General features: G+C 72.4%; 15 protein-coding genes. 14 read left to right on the top strand and 1 reads right to left on the bottom strand.

Annotated features, from left to right (window positions below; genetic code table 11):
* The first annotated feature begins 148 nt into the window (after window positions 1–148).
* From RB614_RS35930 to RB614_RS35945, 4 genes are all read left to right on the top strand, one after another.
* Window positions 149–463 (top strand): CU044_2847 family protein, encoded by a 315-nt coding sequence (locus tag RB614_RS35930; RefSeq protein ID WP_308717155.1) that lies wholly within the window; start codon window positions 149–151, stop codon window positions 461–463.
* Entirely contained in the window at window positions 442–2673 is a 2232-nt protein-coding gene (locus RB614_RS35935) for a trypsin-like peptidase domain-containing protein (RefSeq protein ID WP_308717156.1), read from the top strand. Before RB614_RS35930 ends, RB614_RS35935 begins: the two co-directional genes overlap by 22 nt.
* Entirely contained in the window at window positions 2558–4468 is a 1911-nt protein-coding gene (locus RB614_RS35940; protein ID WP_346434211.1) for a WD40 repeat domain-containing protein, read from the top strand. The genes RB614_RS35935 and RB614_RS35940 overlap by 116 nt, the downstream gene beginning before the upstream one ends.
* 336 nt (window positions 4469–4804) lie before the next feature.
* On the top strand, window positions 4805–6349 hold the full coding sequence (locus RB614_RS35945) for an FAD-dependent monooxygenase (protein ID WP_308717157.1): 1545 nt from the start codon (window positions 4805–4807) through the stop codon (window positions 6347–6349).
* Here the strand turns inward: RB614_RS35945 and RB614_RS35950 are convergent.
* Complete coding sequence (locus RB614_RS35950) at window positions 6292–7332, bottom strand: hypothetical protein (protein ID WP_308717158.1); 1041 nt, start codon at window positions 7330–7332, stop codon at window positions 6292–6294. The genes RB614_RS35945 and RB614_RS35950 overlap by 58 nt on opposite strands.
* Before the next feature lie 173 nt (window positions 7333–7505).
* Here RB614_RS35950 and RB614_RS35955 point away from each other — a divergent pair, with 173 nt between their 5' ends.
* The 10 genes from RB614_RS35955 (at window position 7506) to RB614_RS36000 (ending at window position 17475) form a co-directional block, all read left to right on the top strand.
* Window positions 7506–8615, top strand: a complete 1110-nt coding sequence (locus RB614_RS35955) for a muconate/chloromuconate family cycloisomerase (protein ID WP_308717159.1) — start codon at window positions 7506–7508, stop codon at window positions 8613–8615.
* 38 nt (window positions 8616–8653) lie between these two features.
* The gene (locus tag RB614_RS35960) at window positions 8654–9637 is read left to right on the top strand and encodes a tripartite tricarboxylate transporter substrate binding protein (RefSeq protein WP_308717160.1); all 984 of its coding nucleotides are present in this window, start codon (window positions 8654–8656) and stop codon (window positions 9635–9637) included.
* Window positions 9638–9644: 7 nt separating this feature from the next.
* On the top strand, window positions 9645–10136 hold the full coding sequence (locus tag RB614_RS35965) for a tripartite tricarboxylate transporter TctB family protein (protein ID WP_308717161.1): 492 nt from the start codon (window positions 9645–9647) through the stop codon (window positions 10134–10136).
* Window positions 10137–10173: 37 nt separating this feature from the next.
* Window positions 10174–11676 (top strand): tripartite tricarboxylate transporter permease, encoded by a 1503-nt coding sequence (locus tag RB614_RS35970; RefSeq protein ID WP_308717162.1) that lies wholly within the window; start codon window positions 10174–10176, stop codon window positions 11674–11676.
* A gap of 48 nt (window positions 11677–11724) precedes the next feature.
* Complete coding sequence (locus RB614_RS35975; RefSeq protein ID WP_308717163.1) at window positions 11725–12480, top strand: GntR family transcriptional regulator; 756 nt, start codon at window positions 11725–11727, stop codon at window positions 12478–12480.
* 43 nt (window positions 12481–12523) lie between these two features.
* The gene (locus RB614_RS35980; RefSeq protein ID WP_308717164.1) at window positions 12524–13525 is read left to right on the top strand and encodes a succinylglutamate desuccinylase/aspartoacylase family protein; all 1002 of its coding nucleotides are present in this window, start codon (window positions 12524–12526) and stop codon (window positions 13523–13525) included.
* A 68-nt stretch (window positions 13526–13593) separates the two neighbouring features.
* Window positions 13594–14556 carry a substrate-binding domain-containing protein gene (locus RB614_RS35985; protein ID WP_308717165.1) on the top strand — a complete coding sequence of 321 codons (963 nt, stop codon included), beginning with the start codon at window positions 13594–13596 and terminating at the stop codon, window positions 14554–14556.
* On the top strand, window positions 14553–15689 hold the full coding sequence (locus RB614_RS35990; protein WP_308717166.1) for a M20 family metallopeptidase: 1137 nt from the start codon (window positions 14553–14555) through the stop codon (window positions 15687–15689). Before RB614_RS35985 ends, RB614_RS35990 begins: the two co-directional genes overlap by 4 nt.
* Complete coding sequence (locus RB614_RS35995) at window positions 15686–16057, top strand: RidA family protein (protein ID WP_308717167.1); 372 nt, start codon at window positions 15686–15688, stop codon at window positions 16055–16057. Before RB614_RS35990 ends, RB614_RS35995 begins: the two co-directional genes overlap by 4 nt.
* A gap of 215 nt (window positions 16058–16272) precedes the next feature.
* Window positions 16273–17475, top strand: coding sequence for a thiolase C-terminal domain-containing protein (locus RB614_RS36000; RefSeq protein ID WP_308717168.1), 1203 nt, complete (start codon window positions 16273–16275; stop codon window positions 17473–17475).
* Window positions 17476–17481: the final 6 nt, after the last annotated feature.

Genomic DNA, 17481 nt, shown 5'->3' on the forward strand with positions numbered 1-17481 from the left:
CGGCGATGTCTGAACCGACGACCTGGGCGGGCCTGGTTCTTTGGCTCAGGTATGACCGGTGGAGGGATGGTTGCCCCGTGTCTACGGGCGTCAGACTCTGCCTGCGAAAGGCTGTGCCGGCAGAGGGGAACCGTGGGTGAGCGGGACTGTGGAGTTCGTCCTGAGTGATGGGTCGACGGTGCTGTTCGAGTCGGAGGGGGTGTTGGACGGCGGCCTGGTGACGGAGCACAGCGGCGTGTCGGACGGAAGCCGTAACGGCGGGCGGCTGCGCGAGCGGTTCGAGCGGATCGCCGCCACCGCACAGGAGATCAGTACGACGCTGCGCCAGAACCTGGCTCCGGACGAGGTAGAGGTCGAGCTTGCGGTAAAGGTGAATGGCGAGGCTGGCGCGTTTATGTTCGCCAAGAGCACGGCGGAGGCGGCGGTGACCATCCGTCTCAGGTGGACCGGGTCCGGGGCGTGACCTGGCAGGAGCGGGTCCGCGCGGCGACCGCTCCCGTCGTCGCCTGTGCCCACGGGCAGCCCGCCGCCGCGGCGCCGGTGCTGGGCTCGGCGGTGCTGCTGGCCGAGCGGTCGTTTCTGACCTGCCTGCATGTGGTCCGGGGACGGGCATCGGTCGATCTGCTCGTGGACGGGGAGCGGATACACGCGTCCGTGCGGGGGCCCGCCGACGACACCGTCGACATCGCCGCTCTCGACCTCGACGCGGCGCTCCCGGGCGTCGTACCGTTGCGGGTCTCGCCCCGGCGGCGGCCCCCGGCCGCTGTCGCGATCTTCGGCTATCCGGCGGCGGACGGTACCAACGCCGGTGTGTGGCTGCGGTTCCGGCACGCCGGGCCGACGAACGACAACGATGTACAGGTGTCCACGCTGGACCGGCGCGGCTCGTGGAAAGGGCACAGCGGGGCGCCGGTGATCGATGTGCGGGACGGGCACGTGGTCGGGCTGCTGCGGTCCGGGGAGCGGGAGGGGACGTTCGACCGGTACGTGCCGCTGGACCTCGCGGGCGGCGCCGGGTTCGTGCTGAAACAGGGCTGGATGTACATGGGTGTCGCGGACGGCTGGGCTGGGCGCGACCCGGCCGACACCGTTCTCGCGGCCCAGGCGGCCCCGCACAGCCGGCTGGGGCTGCTCGACCGGATCGCGGCGTTCCTGACCGAGGGTGCCGCGGCCGCTCCGTTGCTGGTCACCGGACCACCGGGAGCCGGCAAGTCCTGGCTGCTGCGACAGTCCGCCGCCCGGCTGTCCGATGTGGAGGCGCTGCTCTTCTTCGACGCCCGGCAGGCGACGTACGCGCACTTCGCCGAGGCGGCCGCCGAGCTCCTGGGATCCGGCGCCGAACAGCTCCCGGCCAGCCTGCCGCCGGGGACGCGGCGGTCGGCGCTGTTGGTGGACTCGCTCGACGAGGCGGCTACGCCGGCGCACGCGCGAAACATCGCGTACGGGCTGCGGCGGCTCGCGGAGGTTCCCGGGCTCGCGGTCGTGGCCGGTGCCCGGCGGCAGCCCCCGACGGGCGTCGTCCAGCTGCCCCAGCTGCTCGGCGTGGCGGAGCGCGAGGCGGACCTGGTCGTCGACCTGGGTTCGGCCGCGCACTCGGCGGCCGGCGACATGGTGCCGCCCGTCGCGGACCTGCTCGCGGCCGGCGGCGACGGCACGGTGGGTGCCCTGCTCGCCCCGCGGCGCGAGGTGCGCACCCGGCTCGCCGCGGTGGTCGCCCGGCGGTCCGGTGGCAACTACCTTATCGCGACCACGGCCGCGCGGCTGCTGGCCGGCCGGCCAGCGGATGATCTGGCCACGCTCGACCCGGCCGGTGACGGCTTCGACCCGGCACTGATCCCGGCGAGCCTGGGCGACACCATCGACCTGGCGATCGAAGGGCACTGCGCGCGGTCGGGGGCCGACGAGTTCGCGGTGCGCGGCTGGCTGGCGGCGCTCGCGTACGGGCAGGGCTCCGGCCTGGACTGGGACCGCTGGGTGCGGTTTCGCCCATGCGCTCGGCTACCCGATGACCCGGGCGGACGTGGACCGCCTGCGGGGATGGGCGATCTCCGCGCTGCTCACGGTCGGTCCGGACGGTCAGAGCGCGCTCTTCCACAGCACGATGGCCCGGCAGCTGCTCGAGGCGCGGCCGGTGCGCGAGGACCAGAGCCGGATCGCCGCGGAGCTGACGCGGGCCGTCGCGGCGAGCGGTGGTTGGAGCCGGGCCGGGGAGTACGAGCGCCGGTTCGCCGCCGTGCACGCGCGGGCCGGCGGGGCACTGGAGGACCTGCTCCGCACGCCGGGCTACGCGGAGGTGGCCGAGGTGGAGCGGCTGCTCTCCGCCGCCGAGGGTTTCGCCTGCGGCGAGCGGGCGAACGCGGTGCTGGAGGTGCTGCGGCAGATAACCGGACGGGGCGAGGACCCGGGGCGCGGGGCGCTGCTGGAGTTGGCGGCATTGCATGTCGGCGCCGACCTGGAGTTCGGCGGGGCCGAGGCCTGCGGGGTACGGGCGCGCTGGGCGAGCACGGTGGTGCGGCGGCGCCGGTCGCTGCCCCCACACCCCGCGGGCGTGGTCTCGATCGACGGGCGTACTGTCCGGCACCAGGACGGGCACCGGTACGAACTGATCGCGACGGCCTGCGAGGACGGGCGGGTACGGGTCTGGGACGCGGGGGAGATGACCCCGGTCGGTGAGTTCGACCTGTCGCCGGCCCGGCCCGTCGGGGTCCGGCTGACCGGCTCCGCACCCCGGTTCGACCCCGTGCTGGTCATCCTGGACGACGCCTACCGGATCTGGCTGGCGAAGCCGTGGGTCGAGGGGTCGCAGAGCCTGATGACCGAGGTGTTTCCGACGCCCCGGGCGGGCTCCCGGACCTGGGTGGCTCGGGTCGCGCCCGGCCACGGCCCGGGTGCGATGACCGTCGTCTGGGGACAGGCCGAGAGCGAGTACGAGACCCGGTTCACCAGGTTCGACCTCACCGCGTCCGACCTCTCCATCGCCGCCGGCGTCATCGGCGCGAGCCCGATCCTGATGGACGGCAAGGAACCCGGTCTCTGGCCCTACGGCGGCGGCCGGCTCGGCGACCGGTCGGTGGCGGCCGTGTCGAACCCGTTCCTGTCCGACTTCCTGCTCCTCGACCTGGCCGACGCGTCCACGGTCGGCCGGATACCGATGGGCGAGACGGGTGACCACCGGGCGGTACGCGAGAGCCGGACGGTCCTGTGCGGCCGGACGGGCGGCGTCGAGGTGGCCGCCATCGGCAACAAGCGCGGCGAGATCGAGATCCGGACCGCCGAGCCGGGCGAGGAGGGCATCACGTTTCCCGGCCCGCCGGCGGTCTGCTTCACCGGCCACTTCGGACCCGTCAAGGATCTCGCACTGGCGACCTCCGGCGGCCGCCCGGCGCTCCTGTCGGCCGGCGCGGACGGCGCGGTACACGTGTGGGACCTCGACGACCGGCTCACCGGCCGGCGGCCGACCCGATTCTCCGGCGCGATCACCAGCGTGCGTCTCACCCGCGGACCTGGCGACGCGCTGACGGTGCTCGCCGGGGACACGTCCGGAAACGTCGGCACGGCTGATGCCGAACTCGGCACCTACCGGCACTTCCTCGGCGGGCGGCACGAGGGCGAGGTGACCGGCGTGACGGTCGCCGACCTGCCGGTCGCGGGCGCCACGCGTACCCTGGCGGTCACCTGCTCCACGGACAAGCTGATCCGGCTCTTCGACCTGGCGACCGGCGAGGACGTGGGCCGGCCGTTCGGCGGGATCGTCCAGTATGGTCAGTCCAGCTGCCAGATGACGGCGGTGGCGGCGGGAAGCCTCGCCGGCCGGAGCGTCGTCGTCGGCGCGGCGACCGGGTTCTTCCTGCGCCACACCTACAACTCGCTTTACGTCTTCACCACGCGGGACTGGACCGACACCGGCGGGCGCGACCTGCTCACGGAGCCGCTGTTCGGAAATGTCAGCGGGCACCGGAAGGCGATCCCCTGCCTCACGCTCGGCGTCGTCGGCGGGCGCGACGTGATCGTCACCGGGAGCCTCGACGGATACGTGCGGGTGTGGGACGGGGAGTCGTTCGACCGGATCGGGGAGCCGCTGGCGGCCGGCAGCGCGGTGTACGACGTGTGGGCTGGCGAGCTGCTCGGCCGCGGCGTCCTACTGGCCGCCTGTGGCGACGAACGGCTGCGGATGTGGGACACGCAGACCCTCACGCCGCTCGCGGAGCCGGTGGCAGCACACGACCGTGCGGTGCGCGGCGTCGGGGTGGCCGAGGTCGCGGATGGTCCGGTCGTGGTGACGACCGGGCTGGACGCAAAGGTACGGACCTGGCGCCCGGACGGGTGGAGCCCGCGTGGCGCGGCACATCCACTGCTCTTCCCGGGCACGGCAGTGGACTGCGCGGGATCGGCGGTGGTCGTCTCGTCCGGGGCGACGCTGGTCCGCTTCGACCTGAGGGAGCTGATTCCGCAGCCCGGATCGTGCTAGGCCCTGTTTCGAAAATCCTTGCCGGGCTGCGCCGGGCCCAGACGACGACCGGCGGCGCCGGGCGCAGCGCGATCCGGGCGTCGCCGCGGCGACGGTTTCGGCGCCCTTCGGCTGGGGTTGGCGGCGAGGGCGGGCTCGCTACGCTGGCCGTTCTCCGGTGTGGTCGCCGGCAACGGACTCGGCGGCCCGATCGACGTGGAAAGAGCCGGTGAGCCGTCGTCACGATGCGACCGGGTGGGGGAGTGGCGCTCTTTTCGGGTGCGGCCGAAACGTTTTTCGAGTACGCCGGCGGCGCGCCACGATCGGAGGCGATTTCGTCGTTCGAGGAGTGTCGCGATGGTCGCCGATGTCGTGATCGCGGGTGCCGGCCCGAACGGGTTGATGCTCGCCTGCGAGCTGAGCCTGGCCGGTGTACGTCCCCTCGTGCTGGAGCGGCTGCCCGAGCCGAGGCGGGAAAACCGGGCCAACGGCCTGGTCGGCCAGGTGGTCCGGATGCTCGATCGCCGCGGCCTGTACCAGCCGCTGGCCGGCAGGTCCGAGCCACCGCGACCGATCCCGGCGTTCTTCTTCGGCGCGGTGCCCATGGAGCTTGGCGTGCTCGACGACAACCCGTTCTATCTGCTGCCCGTGCCGCAGACCCGGATCGAGCGGGTGCTGGCCGAGCGCGCCGCGGAGCTGGGCGTCGAGGTGCGCCGGGGCCACGAGCTGACCGGCCTGTCCCAGCACGCCGGCGCGGTCACCGTCGAGGTCACCGGCCCGAACGGGCGTTACGAGATCAGCGGCCGCTACGTGGTCGGCGCGGACGGTGCGCACAGCACGACCCGCAAGCTCGCCGGCATCGGATTTCCCGGGGCCGTACACGATGAGATCGTCTCCCGCCTCGCGGAGGTGGCCGTACCCGACGAGTTCGTCGACCCGGCCACCGGCGGGCTGAACGTGCCCGGCTACGGCTCCATCCCACCGATGTACCACCGCACCGAGCGGGGACTCTTCGCCTACGCCCGGCCGGCGTCCGGACCGGACATGGTGTTCACCGTCGAGTGGGGCGCGGAAGGGTTCGATGTGGACACACCGTTGACGCTTGACGAGGTTCACGACAGCATCTCCCGGGTCATGGGCGTGGACCTGCCGCTGCGCGCGCCCGAAGGCCGCGGACCGCATCGGGTGGATCGGTTGATCGGCGTCAACACCCGTCTGGCCGACCGGTACCGCGACGGCCGGGTGCTGCTGGTCGGCGACGCCGCCCACGTGCACTTCGTGATCGGCGGGCCGGGACTCAACCTCGGCCTGCAGGACGCGGTCAACCTGGGCTGGAAGCTGGCGGCCGTGATCCGTGGCTGGGCGCCGGCCGGGCTGCTGGACAGCTACGAGGCCGAGCGGAGGCCGGCCGGCGAGCGGGTGGCCATGCACAGCCAGGCCCAGCTCGCGCTGCTGGCTCCCGGCGCCGAGGTCACGGCACTGCGTGAACTGTTCGCCGAGCTCCTGCGTGACCGGCAGACCGTGGCGCGCATCGCGAACATGATGGCGGGTGCGGACATCCGCTACGAGATGGGAGTCCGCGAGACCCACCGTCTGGTCGGCCGGTGGGCTCCGGACCTGCTCCTCAAGACCGACGGCGGCCCGGTCCGGCTCGCCGAGCTGACCACGACCGCCCGGCCGCTGCTGCTCGACCTCACCGAGGACGCGTCGCTCGGGACGGCGGCGGACGGGTGGCGCGACCGCGTCGACACCGTCACCGCCCGCACCGGGGAGGTCTCGATCACCGGGCTGCTGCTGCGTCCGGACTGCTACGTCGCCTGGGCCACCGACTCGCCTCGCCCGGATCACCAGGAGCGGGAGTCTCTGCGTACCGCGCTGGCCACGTGGTTCGGCCCGTGCTGAACGCCGCCGGGGCTCGGCGCCGGGGTGTTGAGCCGGACGAGGTCCAGGCCGAGGGGGGTCGCGCGGTGGATCACCGCCTTGCCGTCGCGGCGGCTGGAGACCATGCGGGCCGCCCGTAGCGCCGCGCTGTGCTCGGACGCCGACGCGGCGCTGATCCCGAGCTGCCGGGCGATGTCACCGGTGGTGTGCTCGGTGGAGAGCAGGCGCAGCACCGCCGCCCGCCGCACCCCGAGGACGGCCGCGAGGGAGTCGGGCTCGGCGCCGACCCGGATGCTCAGCACGGCCGGGGCGGGATAGGCCAGCAGCACCGGTTGGTCTGGCAGCTCGCCGACCAGCGGCGGTCCGGTCCAGAACGCGGTCGGCGTGATCAGCAGTCCGCGCCCGTCCAGCCGGACCGTGCGGTCCTGCGGGCTCTCGATCAGCAGGCGGTCTCCGCGCCACCTCGCCCCGGGTATCACGGCGCTCAGCGCGGCACTCACCCCGCGGCACGCCAGCATCCGCCCGTGCTGCGCCAGCTCGCTGTGGTGGTTGGCCCGGACATCGGCCCAGTACGGCTGCACCGCCGCCGTGAACACGGTTTTCGTCCCGTGCACCAGCACCCGTCCGGCGTCGCGGTCTCCCTCGAGCGCGTACCGGGGCAGCAGCGGAATGCCTGAGTTGGGGGCGCTGAAGTACAGCGCCATCTCCTGGCGTACCCGCTCCGGGCTGAAGCCCAGGGTGGTTTCCATCCCCTCGTCGAGATCGGCGCTGGCGGCGAAGGTGGGTGACAACGCCCAGGAGAAGTGCCCGCCGATCTGGCGCACCGCCGGCCGCGCCGGCATCGGGATCGCCGCCAGCGCGTGGCCGCGCCACCGCGCACCCCACGGCGCGCGAATCCCGCGGCGCAGCCCCACGGCCGCGAACTTCAGCTCCAGTATCGGAGCGGGCTCGGCCAGGAACCGCGTCGACGCGAGGTCGTCCGGGCTGAACAGGATCTGCAGCATGCCGCCCCCTGCCAGTCACACCGTAACGTGCGTACCCCATGAATCCTGCCCGCTGGCGGGCGCCGCGACACCTGGAATGTGAAGACGTACGTTCGGGCAAGTTTTTCCTGCTCACTTGACTTGTATCCTGCATGCAGCATACGGTCTTCGGCATCTCGAAGGGAGATCATGACGTGCTGATTGACCGGGTCTCGGCGGTCCGGGTGCGGATTCCGTACCGCCGTAGCCACACGCAGAGCTTCGGTCCGGTGCCGTACTCCGAGGCGGTGTTCGTCCGGGTCAGCACGGACAGCGGTGTCGAGGGCTTCGGCGAGGCGTGCGTGCCGGCCGGGCCGTACTGGAACGAGGAGTCGGCGGAGTCGATGCTCGCGGCCTGCGAGGTGTACCTCGGGCCGCGGCTGGTCGGCGCCGACCCGCGCGCCCTCGGCGCGGTGCAGGACCGGATGCGGGTCGTCTCCGGCAACCACTTCGCCAAGAACGCCCTGGAGATGGCGTGCCTGGACATCGCCGGCAGGGCCGCTGGGGTGCCGGCGCACGACCTGCTCGGTGGGGTGCGGCGGCGGGACGTGCCGATCATCTGGTCGCTCGGTATCGGCGACGCCGCCGCGGAGCTGGACGAGATGGCCGAGATGCACGAGCGGTACGGCATCGAGATCTTCAAGGTGAAGGTGGGGCACGAGCCGCTCGCGCACGACCTGGAGCGGCTGAGCCGGCTCGCCGGCGGGCTGGACGGCCGGGTGCGGCTGCGCCCGGACGCCAACCAGGGCTGGGACGAGGCGACCGCGCTGCGGGCGCTGCCGGTGCTGGAGCAGCTCGGGATCGAGGCGCTGGAGCAGCCGCTGCCGCGCTGGAACCTCACCGGCCTGGCCCGCCTGCGCAACGCCTCGCGGGTCCCGCTGATGGCGGACGAGTCGGTGCTGAGCCCGCAGGACGCGTTGACCCTGGCCCGGGAGGGCGCGGTCGACCTGTTCGCGCTCAAGCTCGCCAAGTCGGGCGGCACGCTGCCGACGATGGCGATCGCGGCGATCGCCGAAGCGGCCGGGATCGGCTGCTACATGGGCTGCATGGTGGAAAGCGGTCTGGGTACGGCCGGCTACCTGCACGCCTGCGCGGCGGTGCCGGACCTGCGGTGGGGCTGCGCGCTGCTCGGGCCGCTGCTGCTCGCCGAGGAGGTCCTCACCGAACCGATCCGGTTCGCGAACGGCCGGATCTTCGTACCGGACGGACCAGGGCTCGGTGTGCTGCCGGACTGGGACGCGGTACACGCACTCGCGGTCGGCTGACCGCGCTCATCACCCCCGTACAGAACTGGAGCCGGTTCATGTCATATAGACGCCATTTCGGGGTGCCGCTCGCCGCGGCGCTCGCCGGGATCCTCGCCCTCTCCGCCTGCGCGGAGGATGCCGGCGGTGGCTCCGGCGCGGACTACCCGTCCAAGCCGATCGACATCATCGTGCCCGCCTCCGCGGGCGGCGGCGCCGACCTGATCACCCGCGCGCTGGCGGACGCCCTCTCCAAGCACTTCGGGCAGACCATCAACGTGGTCAACAAGCCGGGCGGCAACAACATCCCGGGTACGCAGGAGGCGCTGTCGGCGAAGCCGGACGGCTACACGCTGCTGGCCGACGGCAGTTCGACCAGCTCGCTGATGAAGCTGGTGGACAACCTCCCGTTCAAGATCGAGGATCGGACCTTCGTGGCGAAGGCGACCGAGGCGCCGATGGCGTACGTGGCCTCGGCCAAGAGCGGCTGGGCCACGCTGGACGACGTCGCGGCGGCGGCCAAGGCCGACCCGTCCTCGTTCGAGTGGGCGGCGCTGGGCGGCACCACGATCGCCGACCTCTCGCTGGTGCAGTTCTTCGACAGCATCGGTGTCGAGCGGTCCAAGACCCGGATGACCCGTTTCCCGGGTACTGCGGACGCCGTCACCGCGATCGCCGGTAACCACGTGAGCTTCGGCGGCGGTGGTGCGAACGCCATGGTCTCCCAGGCCAGCGCGGGCACGGTCAAGGTGCTCGCGGTGACCGGCGCCCAGCGGTTCGCGGCCCTGTCCGGCGTGCCGACGACGGCGGAGGCCGGGCATCCGGAGCTGAACGCCACCTTCTGGGCCGGGTTCTCCGGGCCCGCTGGCCTGCCGGACAGTGTGGTGAACGCGTGGGGCGAGGCGCTGAAGGTGGTCCTCGCCGATCCGGCGGTGCGGCAGAAGCTCGCCGCGCAGGGTGCTGTCCCGGCCCTGGTGACCGGTCCGGAGTTCAAGTCGTTCGTGCTCGCCGAGGCGGACTCGGTCAGCAAGGTGATGGGCTGAGACGGCGATGCGGGTAACCGTGACCAGGACGCTCAACCGGCCCAGCCGGGCTGGTTGGGCGGTGCTGGCGGCGGCCTGGCTGGTCGGCGTCGTGGTGGTCACCGACAGCGTCCGGGCGGCCCGCGCCACCGACGACCCGTCCGCCGTCGACGGGCACATCTACCTCGTCGTGGTCGCCGCCGCCCTGGTGGTGATGCTGACGCTGAGCGTGCTGCTGGAAGGGGCGGGGCGGGGCCCGGTCGAAGGTGACCGGACCGGGCCCGCTCCGGTGCTGACCGGCGCCGCGCTGGTCGGGCTCGTCGCCGGGTACGCCATCTGCTTTTCGACCATCGGGTTTCTGCTCCCGACGGCGGTCTTCGTCGCGGTCGCGGCCCGGCTGATCGGTCCCATGCCGTGGTGGCTCTGCGCCGTCTTCGGCGTGGTCGCCGCGGTGGCCACGCGGCTGGTCTTCGTCGACGGCGCCGGCATGGTGCTCCCGCGGGGGGTGCTGGGCTGGTGACGCGGCGACCGGCCGGCCACGGCGCCGGAGGCGGCTGATGGCGCAGTTTCTGGACATGCTGGGCGGCATCGCGGCCGCGGCCAAACCGGAGTACCTGCTCTACGCCCTCATCGGGGCGCTGCTGGGCACGCTGGTCGGCGTCCTGCCCGGCCTGGGGCCGGCCTCGGCGGTGGCGATCCTGTTTCCGCTCACCGCCGTGCTGCCGCCGACCGGGGCGATCATCGCGCTGGCCGGCATCTGGTACGGCGCCATGTACGGCGGCTCGACCACGGCGATCCTGCTCAACATCCCGGGCGAGGTGTCGTCGGTGACCACCGCGATCGACGGCTACCAGATGACCCGGCAGGGGCGGGCCGGGCCGGCGCTGGCGATGGCGGCGATCACCTCGTTCCTCGCCGGCACGGTCGGGGTGGTGCTGCTCTCCTTCGCCGGCCCCGCGATCGCCACGGCCGCGCTGCGGTTCGGGCCGCCGGAGTACCTGGCCCTGACCGTCCTGAGCCTCACCGCCGTGATCAGCCTGGCCGGCCCGAAGCTCGGCCGGGGGATCGTGATGGCGCTGGCCGGGCTGCTGTTGGCCGGCGTCGGCTTCGACCCGATCAGTTCGGCGCAGCGGCTCGTCTTCGACGTACCCCAACTGCTCGGCGGCTTCGACGCGGTCGCGATCATGATCGGGCTCTTCGGTATCAGCGAGGTGCTCTCCTCGGTCGGCGCCGGCCTGGCGAAGATCTACTCCGGCCGGCTCGGGCGGCTCTGGCCCCGCCGGGACGACTTCGTCCGCGGCGGCAAGGCCGGCATTCGAGGTACGGCCGTCGGTTTCGCCCTCGGGCTGCTGCCCGGCATGCAGGCGTCGGTGGCCTCCTTCCTCAGCTACGACGTCGAGAAGCGGGTGGCCAAGCGCCCCGAACGGTTCGGGAAGGGGGCGATCGAAGGCGTGGCCGGGCCGGAGGCGGCCAACAACGCCGCGGCGATGGCCGGGTTCATCCCGATGCTCTCGCTGGGCATCCCCACCTCCGCCACCACCGCGCTGCTGCTGGCGGCCCTGGTGGTGTACGGCTTCCAGGCCGGCCCGCTGCTGTTCACCCAGCACGCCGACTTCACCTGGACGGTCATCGGCAGCATGTACATCGGCAACCTGATGCTGCTCGTGCTCAACCTCCCGCTGGTCGGGCTCTGGGCGCGGGTGGCCCGGATCCCGTACCGGGTGATGGGGCCGGTCATCCTGGTCATCTGCGTCATCGGCGCGTACGCCATCCGCGGTCAGATGTTCGACGTCTGGGTGGCCCTGGCCTTCGGCGTGTTCGGCGTGGCACTGAAGCACTTCGGCTGGCCGACCATCCCGTTCGTGCTCGGCCTGGTGCTCGGTCCGCTGCTGGAGCGGGGGCTGCGGCAGTCGTTGTCGATCTCTGCCGGAGACTGGAGCATCTTCGTCACCCGGCCGATCAGCGCCACCGTGCTCGCCCTGGCGGCCGCCACCACGGCCGTCACCGTCCTATGGCGACGCCGGCTCAGCAGGAAGGGAATCACCGCTCTTGAGGAATGACAGCGCAGCGAAGCCCGCGACCGGTCAGCCGGGACTCGGGAGGACGCGGTGAAGGCCGAACGACCGCTGGACCGCGGCGCCTTCATGCACGAACGCGTCTACGAGCGGATCCGGGACATGATCGTGGACGGCCGCCTCGCTCCCGGCGACCGGCTGATCGAGACCACGCTCGCGGCCACGCTCGGGGTCAGCCGCACCCCGGTCCGGGAGAGCATCCGCCGGCTGTTGCAGGAGAAGTGGGTGGTCCTGCAGGAGACCGGTGGTGTCACCGTGCGCCGGATGTCCGCCAAGGACCTGGTCGACGCGTACACCACGCGGGCGGCCCTGGAGGCCGTCGGCGGCCGGCTCGCCGCGCAGAACGCCACCCGCGCGGACGTCGACCGGCTCCGCAAGCTCACCCTCGCCGAACGGGCCGCGATGGAGGCGGGCCAGTTGGAGAAGCTGTCGCGGCTCAACACCCGGTTCCACGACGGGGTCGCCGTCCTAAGTGGAAACCAGCCACTGCTGGACGCGCTCAACGGGCTCGCCATCCACACCGTCTACTACAAGCGGGCGATCGCCACCGCCGCCCAGGACCCGGCCTGGCACGCCCAGTACCTCACCTACGTGGCACACCGGCTCAGCGACCACGAGCGCGTCGTCGAACTGCTGGACGCGCACGCCGCCGACGAGGTCGAGGACTGGATGCGGCGGCACGTCGTGGAGAACGCCGACAACCTGGTCAAGCTGCTCCGGCTCGAACCCGACGCCGGCTCGGACGTCGAGCTGTCCCGGATACAGCTCTCCACCCGACCGCATCCCTGACGCCGCTGTCCACTCACGAATCACCTTGGAGGAAGAAGCCCTCATGCCCACCCCACGCCTGGTCGACCGGATCGACCTGCCGTCACTGGCCACCGGTACGACCACCTGGTTCGAGCTCGCCCTGCCCGGCGTACCACCGCAGACCGCCCGCGGCCCGCTCGTGGCGGCCGTCCGCGGCAGCGCCGACGGCCCGACCGTGTACGTCGGCTCCGGCATGCACGGCGACGAGCTGAACAGCATCGAGGCGGTCCGGCGGCTGGCCGTCTCGCTCGACCCGGCCCGGGTGCGCGGCACGGTCTTCTTCGTCGTCGCGCAGAACCAGAGCGCGGTCCTGGCCGGCACCCGGCTCAGCCCCGCCGACGCAAAGAACCTCGACCACTGCTTCCCCGGCGACCCGGGCGGCACACCCTCGCAGGTCCTCGCCCACGTGCTCTTCGAGCAGCTGGTCAGCCGCTGCGACGCGGTACTGGACCTGCACTGCGCGTCCCAGGGCGGCTGGAACCTGCTGTACTCGATCGTGCACGCCGAGGACGAGGCGACCCTGGCGGCGTCCGCGGCGCTGGCCCACGCGTTCGGCTGCGCGCTGGTGCTCCCGGTGCGCAAGCAGCCGGGCCGCCCGCTCGGCGACGAGTTCGGTTCCGCGCTGGACGGCAATCTCTTCGTCCGCGCCGCTCTCGGCGGCCGGCCGGCGGCGATCGTCGAGTTCGGCGGGGCCGGCTCGATCGACGAGGCACAGGTCTCGCTCGGCGTCGCCGGTGTCCTGAACGTGCTGCGCCACCTCGATGTCCTCGACGGTCGGCAGCCTCGGCAGGAGGGGGAGAGCGCGCGGACGGCGGTGGCGCTGCGTTGTACGACGTCGGGGCTGCTGCGCCTGTTCGCCCCCTCGGGCAGCCGCGTCGAGGCCGGCCAGCTCGTCGGCGTCGTGCAGGGGTTGGCCGGCGCCGCCGAGGCGATCACGGCCCCGCACGCCGGCACGATCGTCCGGATGACCACCAGCGGTTCGGTTTCGGCCGGTGACCGCATCGTGACCATGGCCAGCCGATGACCGCCGACCGTCGCCTTTCAGATCGCCGTTCAGATCGCCTTTCGGACTCGGAGAAGACAGGAACAGCTGTGGATCCCATCACCGTCACCCTGGTCGCCAAGGACTACGGACACCTCGCCCCGCTCGCGGTCGGCGACGTACGGGCCGAGGGCCTGGATCTGCGGGTGGACCGGGACACCCGGCGAGCGATCGACCGGACCCTGCGCGATCCGGAGGTGATGCTGGGCGAGTCGTCGATCAGCCGTCACGTCGCCCGGCTGGCCGCTGGTGACCGGACCTGGGTCGGCATTCCGGTGTTCCTGATGCGCGGCTTCCGTCACCGCTGCTTCTTCGTCCGCGCCGACAGCCCACTGGCCGGCTTCCACGACCTGGTCGGCAAACGGATCGGCACGGACAACTGGATGGCCTCGGGCAACACGTGGAGCCGGGCCGCGATGCGCGAACAAGGCGTCGAGCCCAGCCAGATGCGATGGGTCTGCGGCCCGGTCGACGGCCCGCCGCAGGACCGCCCCCAGGGCAACCTGCCCGGCAACGCCAGCATGGCCCCCGCCGACCGCAACCTGCTCGACATGCTGCTCTCCGGCGACCTGGACGCGCTCATGTGCCCCGATCCGCCGCGCGGCTTCTACACCGCCGGCAGCCCGGTCAGGCGGCTGTTCCCGGACTTCCGGGCGGTGGAAGAGGCGTACTTCCAGCGGACCCGGCTCTGGCCCGGCATCCACATCACCGTCATCCGGCGCACCCTGTTCGAACAGCACCCGCAGGTCGCCCCGGCGATCCACGACGCCCTCGAAGCGTCCCGGCAAGCCTGGCTCGGCTCCCGGCTCGCCCTGCACGAAACACCGTGGCTGCTGGACGACCTCGAGGCCAGCCGCGCGCAGATGGGCGCCGAGTGGGGCGCCAACGGCATCGACGCCAACGCCGCCATGGTCGCCGCGTTCTGCCAGGAGTCCTACGCCCAGGGTCTCATCCCCGAACCCGTCGAGCCGGACGCGCTGTTCGCCGAGTACGCCGAAGCGGCGAAACAGTGACCGCTGCCGCCGACCCGGCCGCGCGGGCCCTGCTCGACGAGATCCAGGAGTGGGTCGAACTGGAGTCGCCCACCGACCAGCCGGCCGCGGTCAACCGGCTCGTCAGCCTGATCGAGGACCAACTGCGCGGGCTGGACCTGGCCGTACGCCGAGATCCCGTCCCCGGGTTCGGTGACCGCCTCGTCGCCCGCCTCGGACCGGACGAGCCCGGCATCCTCGTGCTCAACCACCTCGACACCGTCTGGCCGATCGGCACCAGAGGGTTCGAAGTGGACGGTGACCGTGCCCACGGCCCCGGCGTCTACGACATGAAAGCCGGCGCCGTCATCGCCCTGGCCGCCCTGCGCCACGTCGTGGAGAGCGGATCGGCGCTGCCGATCACCATGGTCTACACGCCGGACGAGGAGGTCGGCTCACCCCGCTGCGGCCCCTTCGTCACCGAACTGGCCCGCGCCAACCGGTGCGTGCTGGTCTTCGAACCGAGCGGACCGCACGGCGCGGTGAAGACCTCGCGCAGCGGCACCGGACGGTTCCGGCTCACCGTCCACGGCCGCGCCGCCCACTCCGGCGCCGACCACGCCGCCGGGCGCAGCGCCATCGCGGAGCTCGCCCGGCACATCCTCGAACTGGAGTCGCTCACCGACCACGCCGAAGGCACGACCCTCAACGTCGGCGTCGTCAGCGGAGGCACCCGGGCCAACGTGGTACCCGCCCAGGCGCAGGCATCGATCGACATCCGGGCGCGTACCGCGGCCGCGATGGCACGGCTGGTCGCCGCCCTCGACGCGAGGGCCCCCGGACGCGACGGCCTCCGCCTCGACCTCGACGGCGCGGTCACCAGACCACCGTTCGAGGCGGCCACCTCGGCCGGCCTCTTCGCCGAAGCCGCCACCGTGGCCGCGACGGCCGGCATCACCCTCCAAGCCACGCACAGCGACGGCGCCTCGGACGGCAACCTCACCGCCGCCGCCGGCGTGCCCACCCTCGACGGGCTCGGCGCCGTCGGCGGCGGCGCCCACGCCGACCACGAACACATCCTCGTCTCCCAGCTACCCGCCCGGGTCCGCCTCGCCACCGCCCTGCTGGCCGGACTCACCACCACCAACCACGGCACCGAAGGACACCCGCGATGACCAACCCGCTGCGCCCGATCGGCGCCACCGGCGCCAGCCCGCTGTCCCCAGCCATCGAAGCCGGAAGCCTGGTCTTCATCTCCGGCCAGGTCGGCACCGACCCCGCCACCGGGACCGCCCCACCCGGCGTCGAAGACCAGACCAGGATCGCGCTCGACCGGATCACCGCACTGCTCACCACCGCCGGCCTCAGCCGGGACCGGATCGTCAAGACCACCGTGTACCTCGCCGACATCCGGGAGATCGGCACCGTCAACGCCATCTACCGCGAGTACTTCGCCGAGCCGTTCCCCGCCCGCACCACCATCGCCGCGACCCTGCCCAAACCCGAACTCCGCGTCGAGATCGAAGCCATCGCACTGCGCTGACCGGCCGGCCCAGCACCCCGACTCCGGCCGCCGACTCCTCCTGACCGCCGGGTAAGCGCCGGGCCCGACCGCCCGCTATCGACGGCGTGTCTATCCACCGGCGCGGGTCGGGACACGCTGGCCATTCACCTTCGCGTGCCACCCGGCACACACTACGGACATCGGCTACCGGCCGGGTCCTGAGCGGCCGGGCCACCGCGAAGGATGGATGGCTCTTGACACCCACGAAGACCAGGGCGGCGATCGCCGGCGCGTACGAGCACCCGACCCGGTTCGCGCCGGACAAGAGTGAGTGGCTCCTGATGGCCGAGGCGTGCCAGGGCGCGATCCGGGACGCCGGGCTCCGGCCGGAGCAGATCGACGCGTTCTTCACCTCGGCCACCGCGCCGGAAGGGGGCTGGCTCGGCGCCTGCGCCTCGGTGATGGCCGCCGACTACCTCAACATCCACCCGAGGTTCATCGACGAGACCGACGTGGGCGGGGCGTCCTTCGGGTACTACGTCAACCGGGCCGTCATGGGCATCGAGGCCGGCCTGTTCAAATGCGCCCTGATCGCGTACGGCGCGACCACCAGGTCGTTGGGCGTGAACGTCGGGACGGTACGTTACGACGACCTGACCGGCCAGCGGATCTCGCCGATGCCCGACGCCTTCGAGCAGGTGTACGGGACGACGGTCACCTCGTTCATGGGCCTGCTCACCCAGCGCTACATGCACGACTACGGCCTGACCTCGGAACAGTTGGCGCACGTCGCGGTGACCATGCGCGAGCACGCCGCGCTCAACCCGGACGCCGCCCACCGCAAGCCGCTGACGGTCGAGGACGTGCTCTCCTCACCGGTGATCGCCTCGCCGCTGCACAAGTTCGACTGCTGCATCATCTCCGACGGCGCGGCCGCCCTTCTCGTCGTACACCGGGATCTGCTGCCGGAGTGTGCGAAGCCACCGGTCTGGCTGGCCGGCTTCGGAGAGTCGATCATGCACCACGAGGGCGGGCTCGGCGACTGGGCCGCGGAGAGCCGCGAGATGGTGCGGCGCGCGTGCCGGCAGGCCTTCGACATGGCCGGCGTCGGTCCGGCCGACATCGACACCGCCATGATCTACGACGCGTTCACCGTGAACGTGGTCATCGACCTGGAAGGCGCCGGCTTCTGCGGCGTGGGCGAAGGCGGCGCGTTCGTGGCCGACGGCGGGCTGAAGCTCGACGGCGGGAGCCTGCCGACCAACCCCGACGGCGGCGGCCTGTCCTCCAACCATCCCGGCCGGCGCGGCATCTTCCTGTTCGTCGAGGCGACCCGGCAGCTGCGCGGCGAGGCGGACGGCCGCCAGGTCCCCGGCGCCGAGACCGCCATGTGCACCGCCACCGGCGCCGCCTTCCTGGCCCGCCGCGGGTCCGCCGCGCACATCCTGACCCGATGAGGAGCG

Origin of the sequence: Phytohabitans maris, from assembly GCF_031085175.1 — a bacterium.
Classification (GTDB): domain Bacteria; phylum Actinomycetota; class Actinomycetes; order Mycobacteriales; family Micromonosporaceae; genus Phytohabitans; species Phytohabitans maris.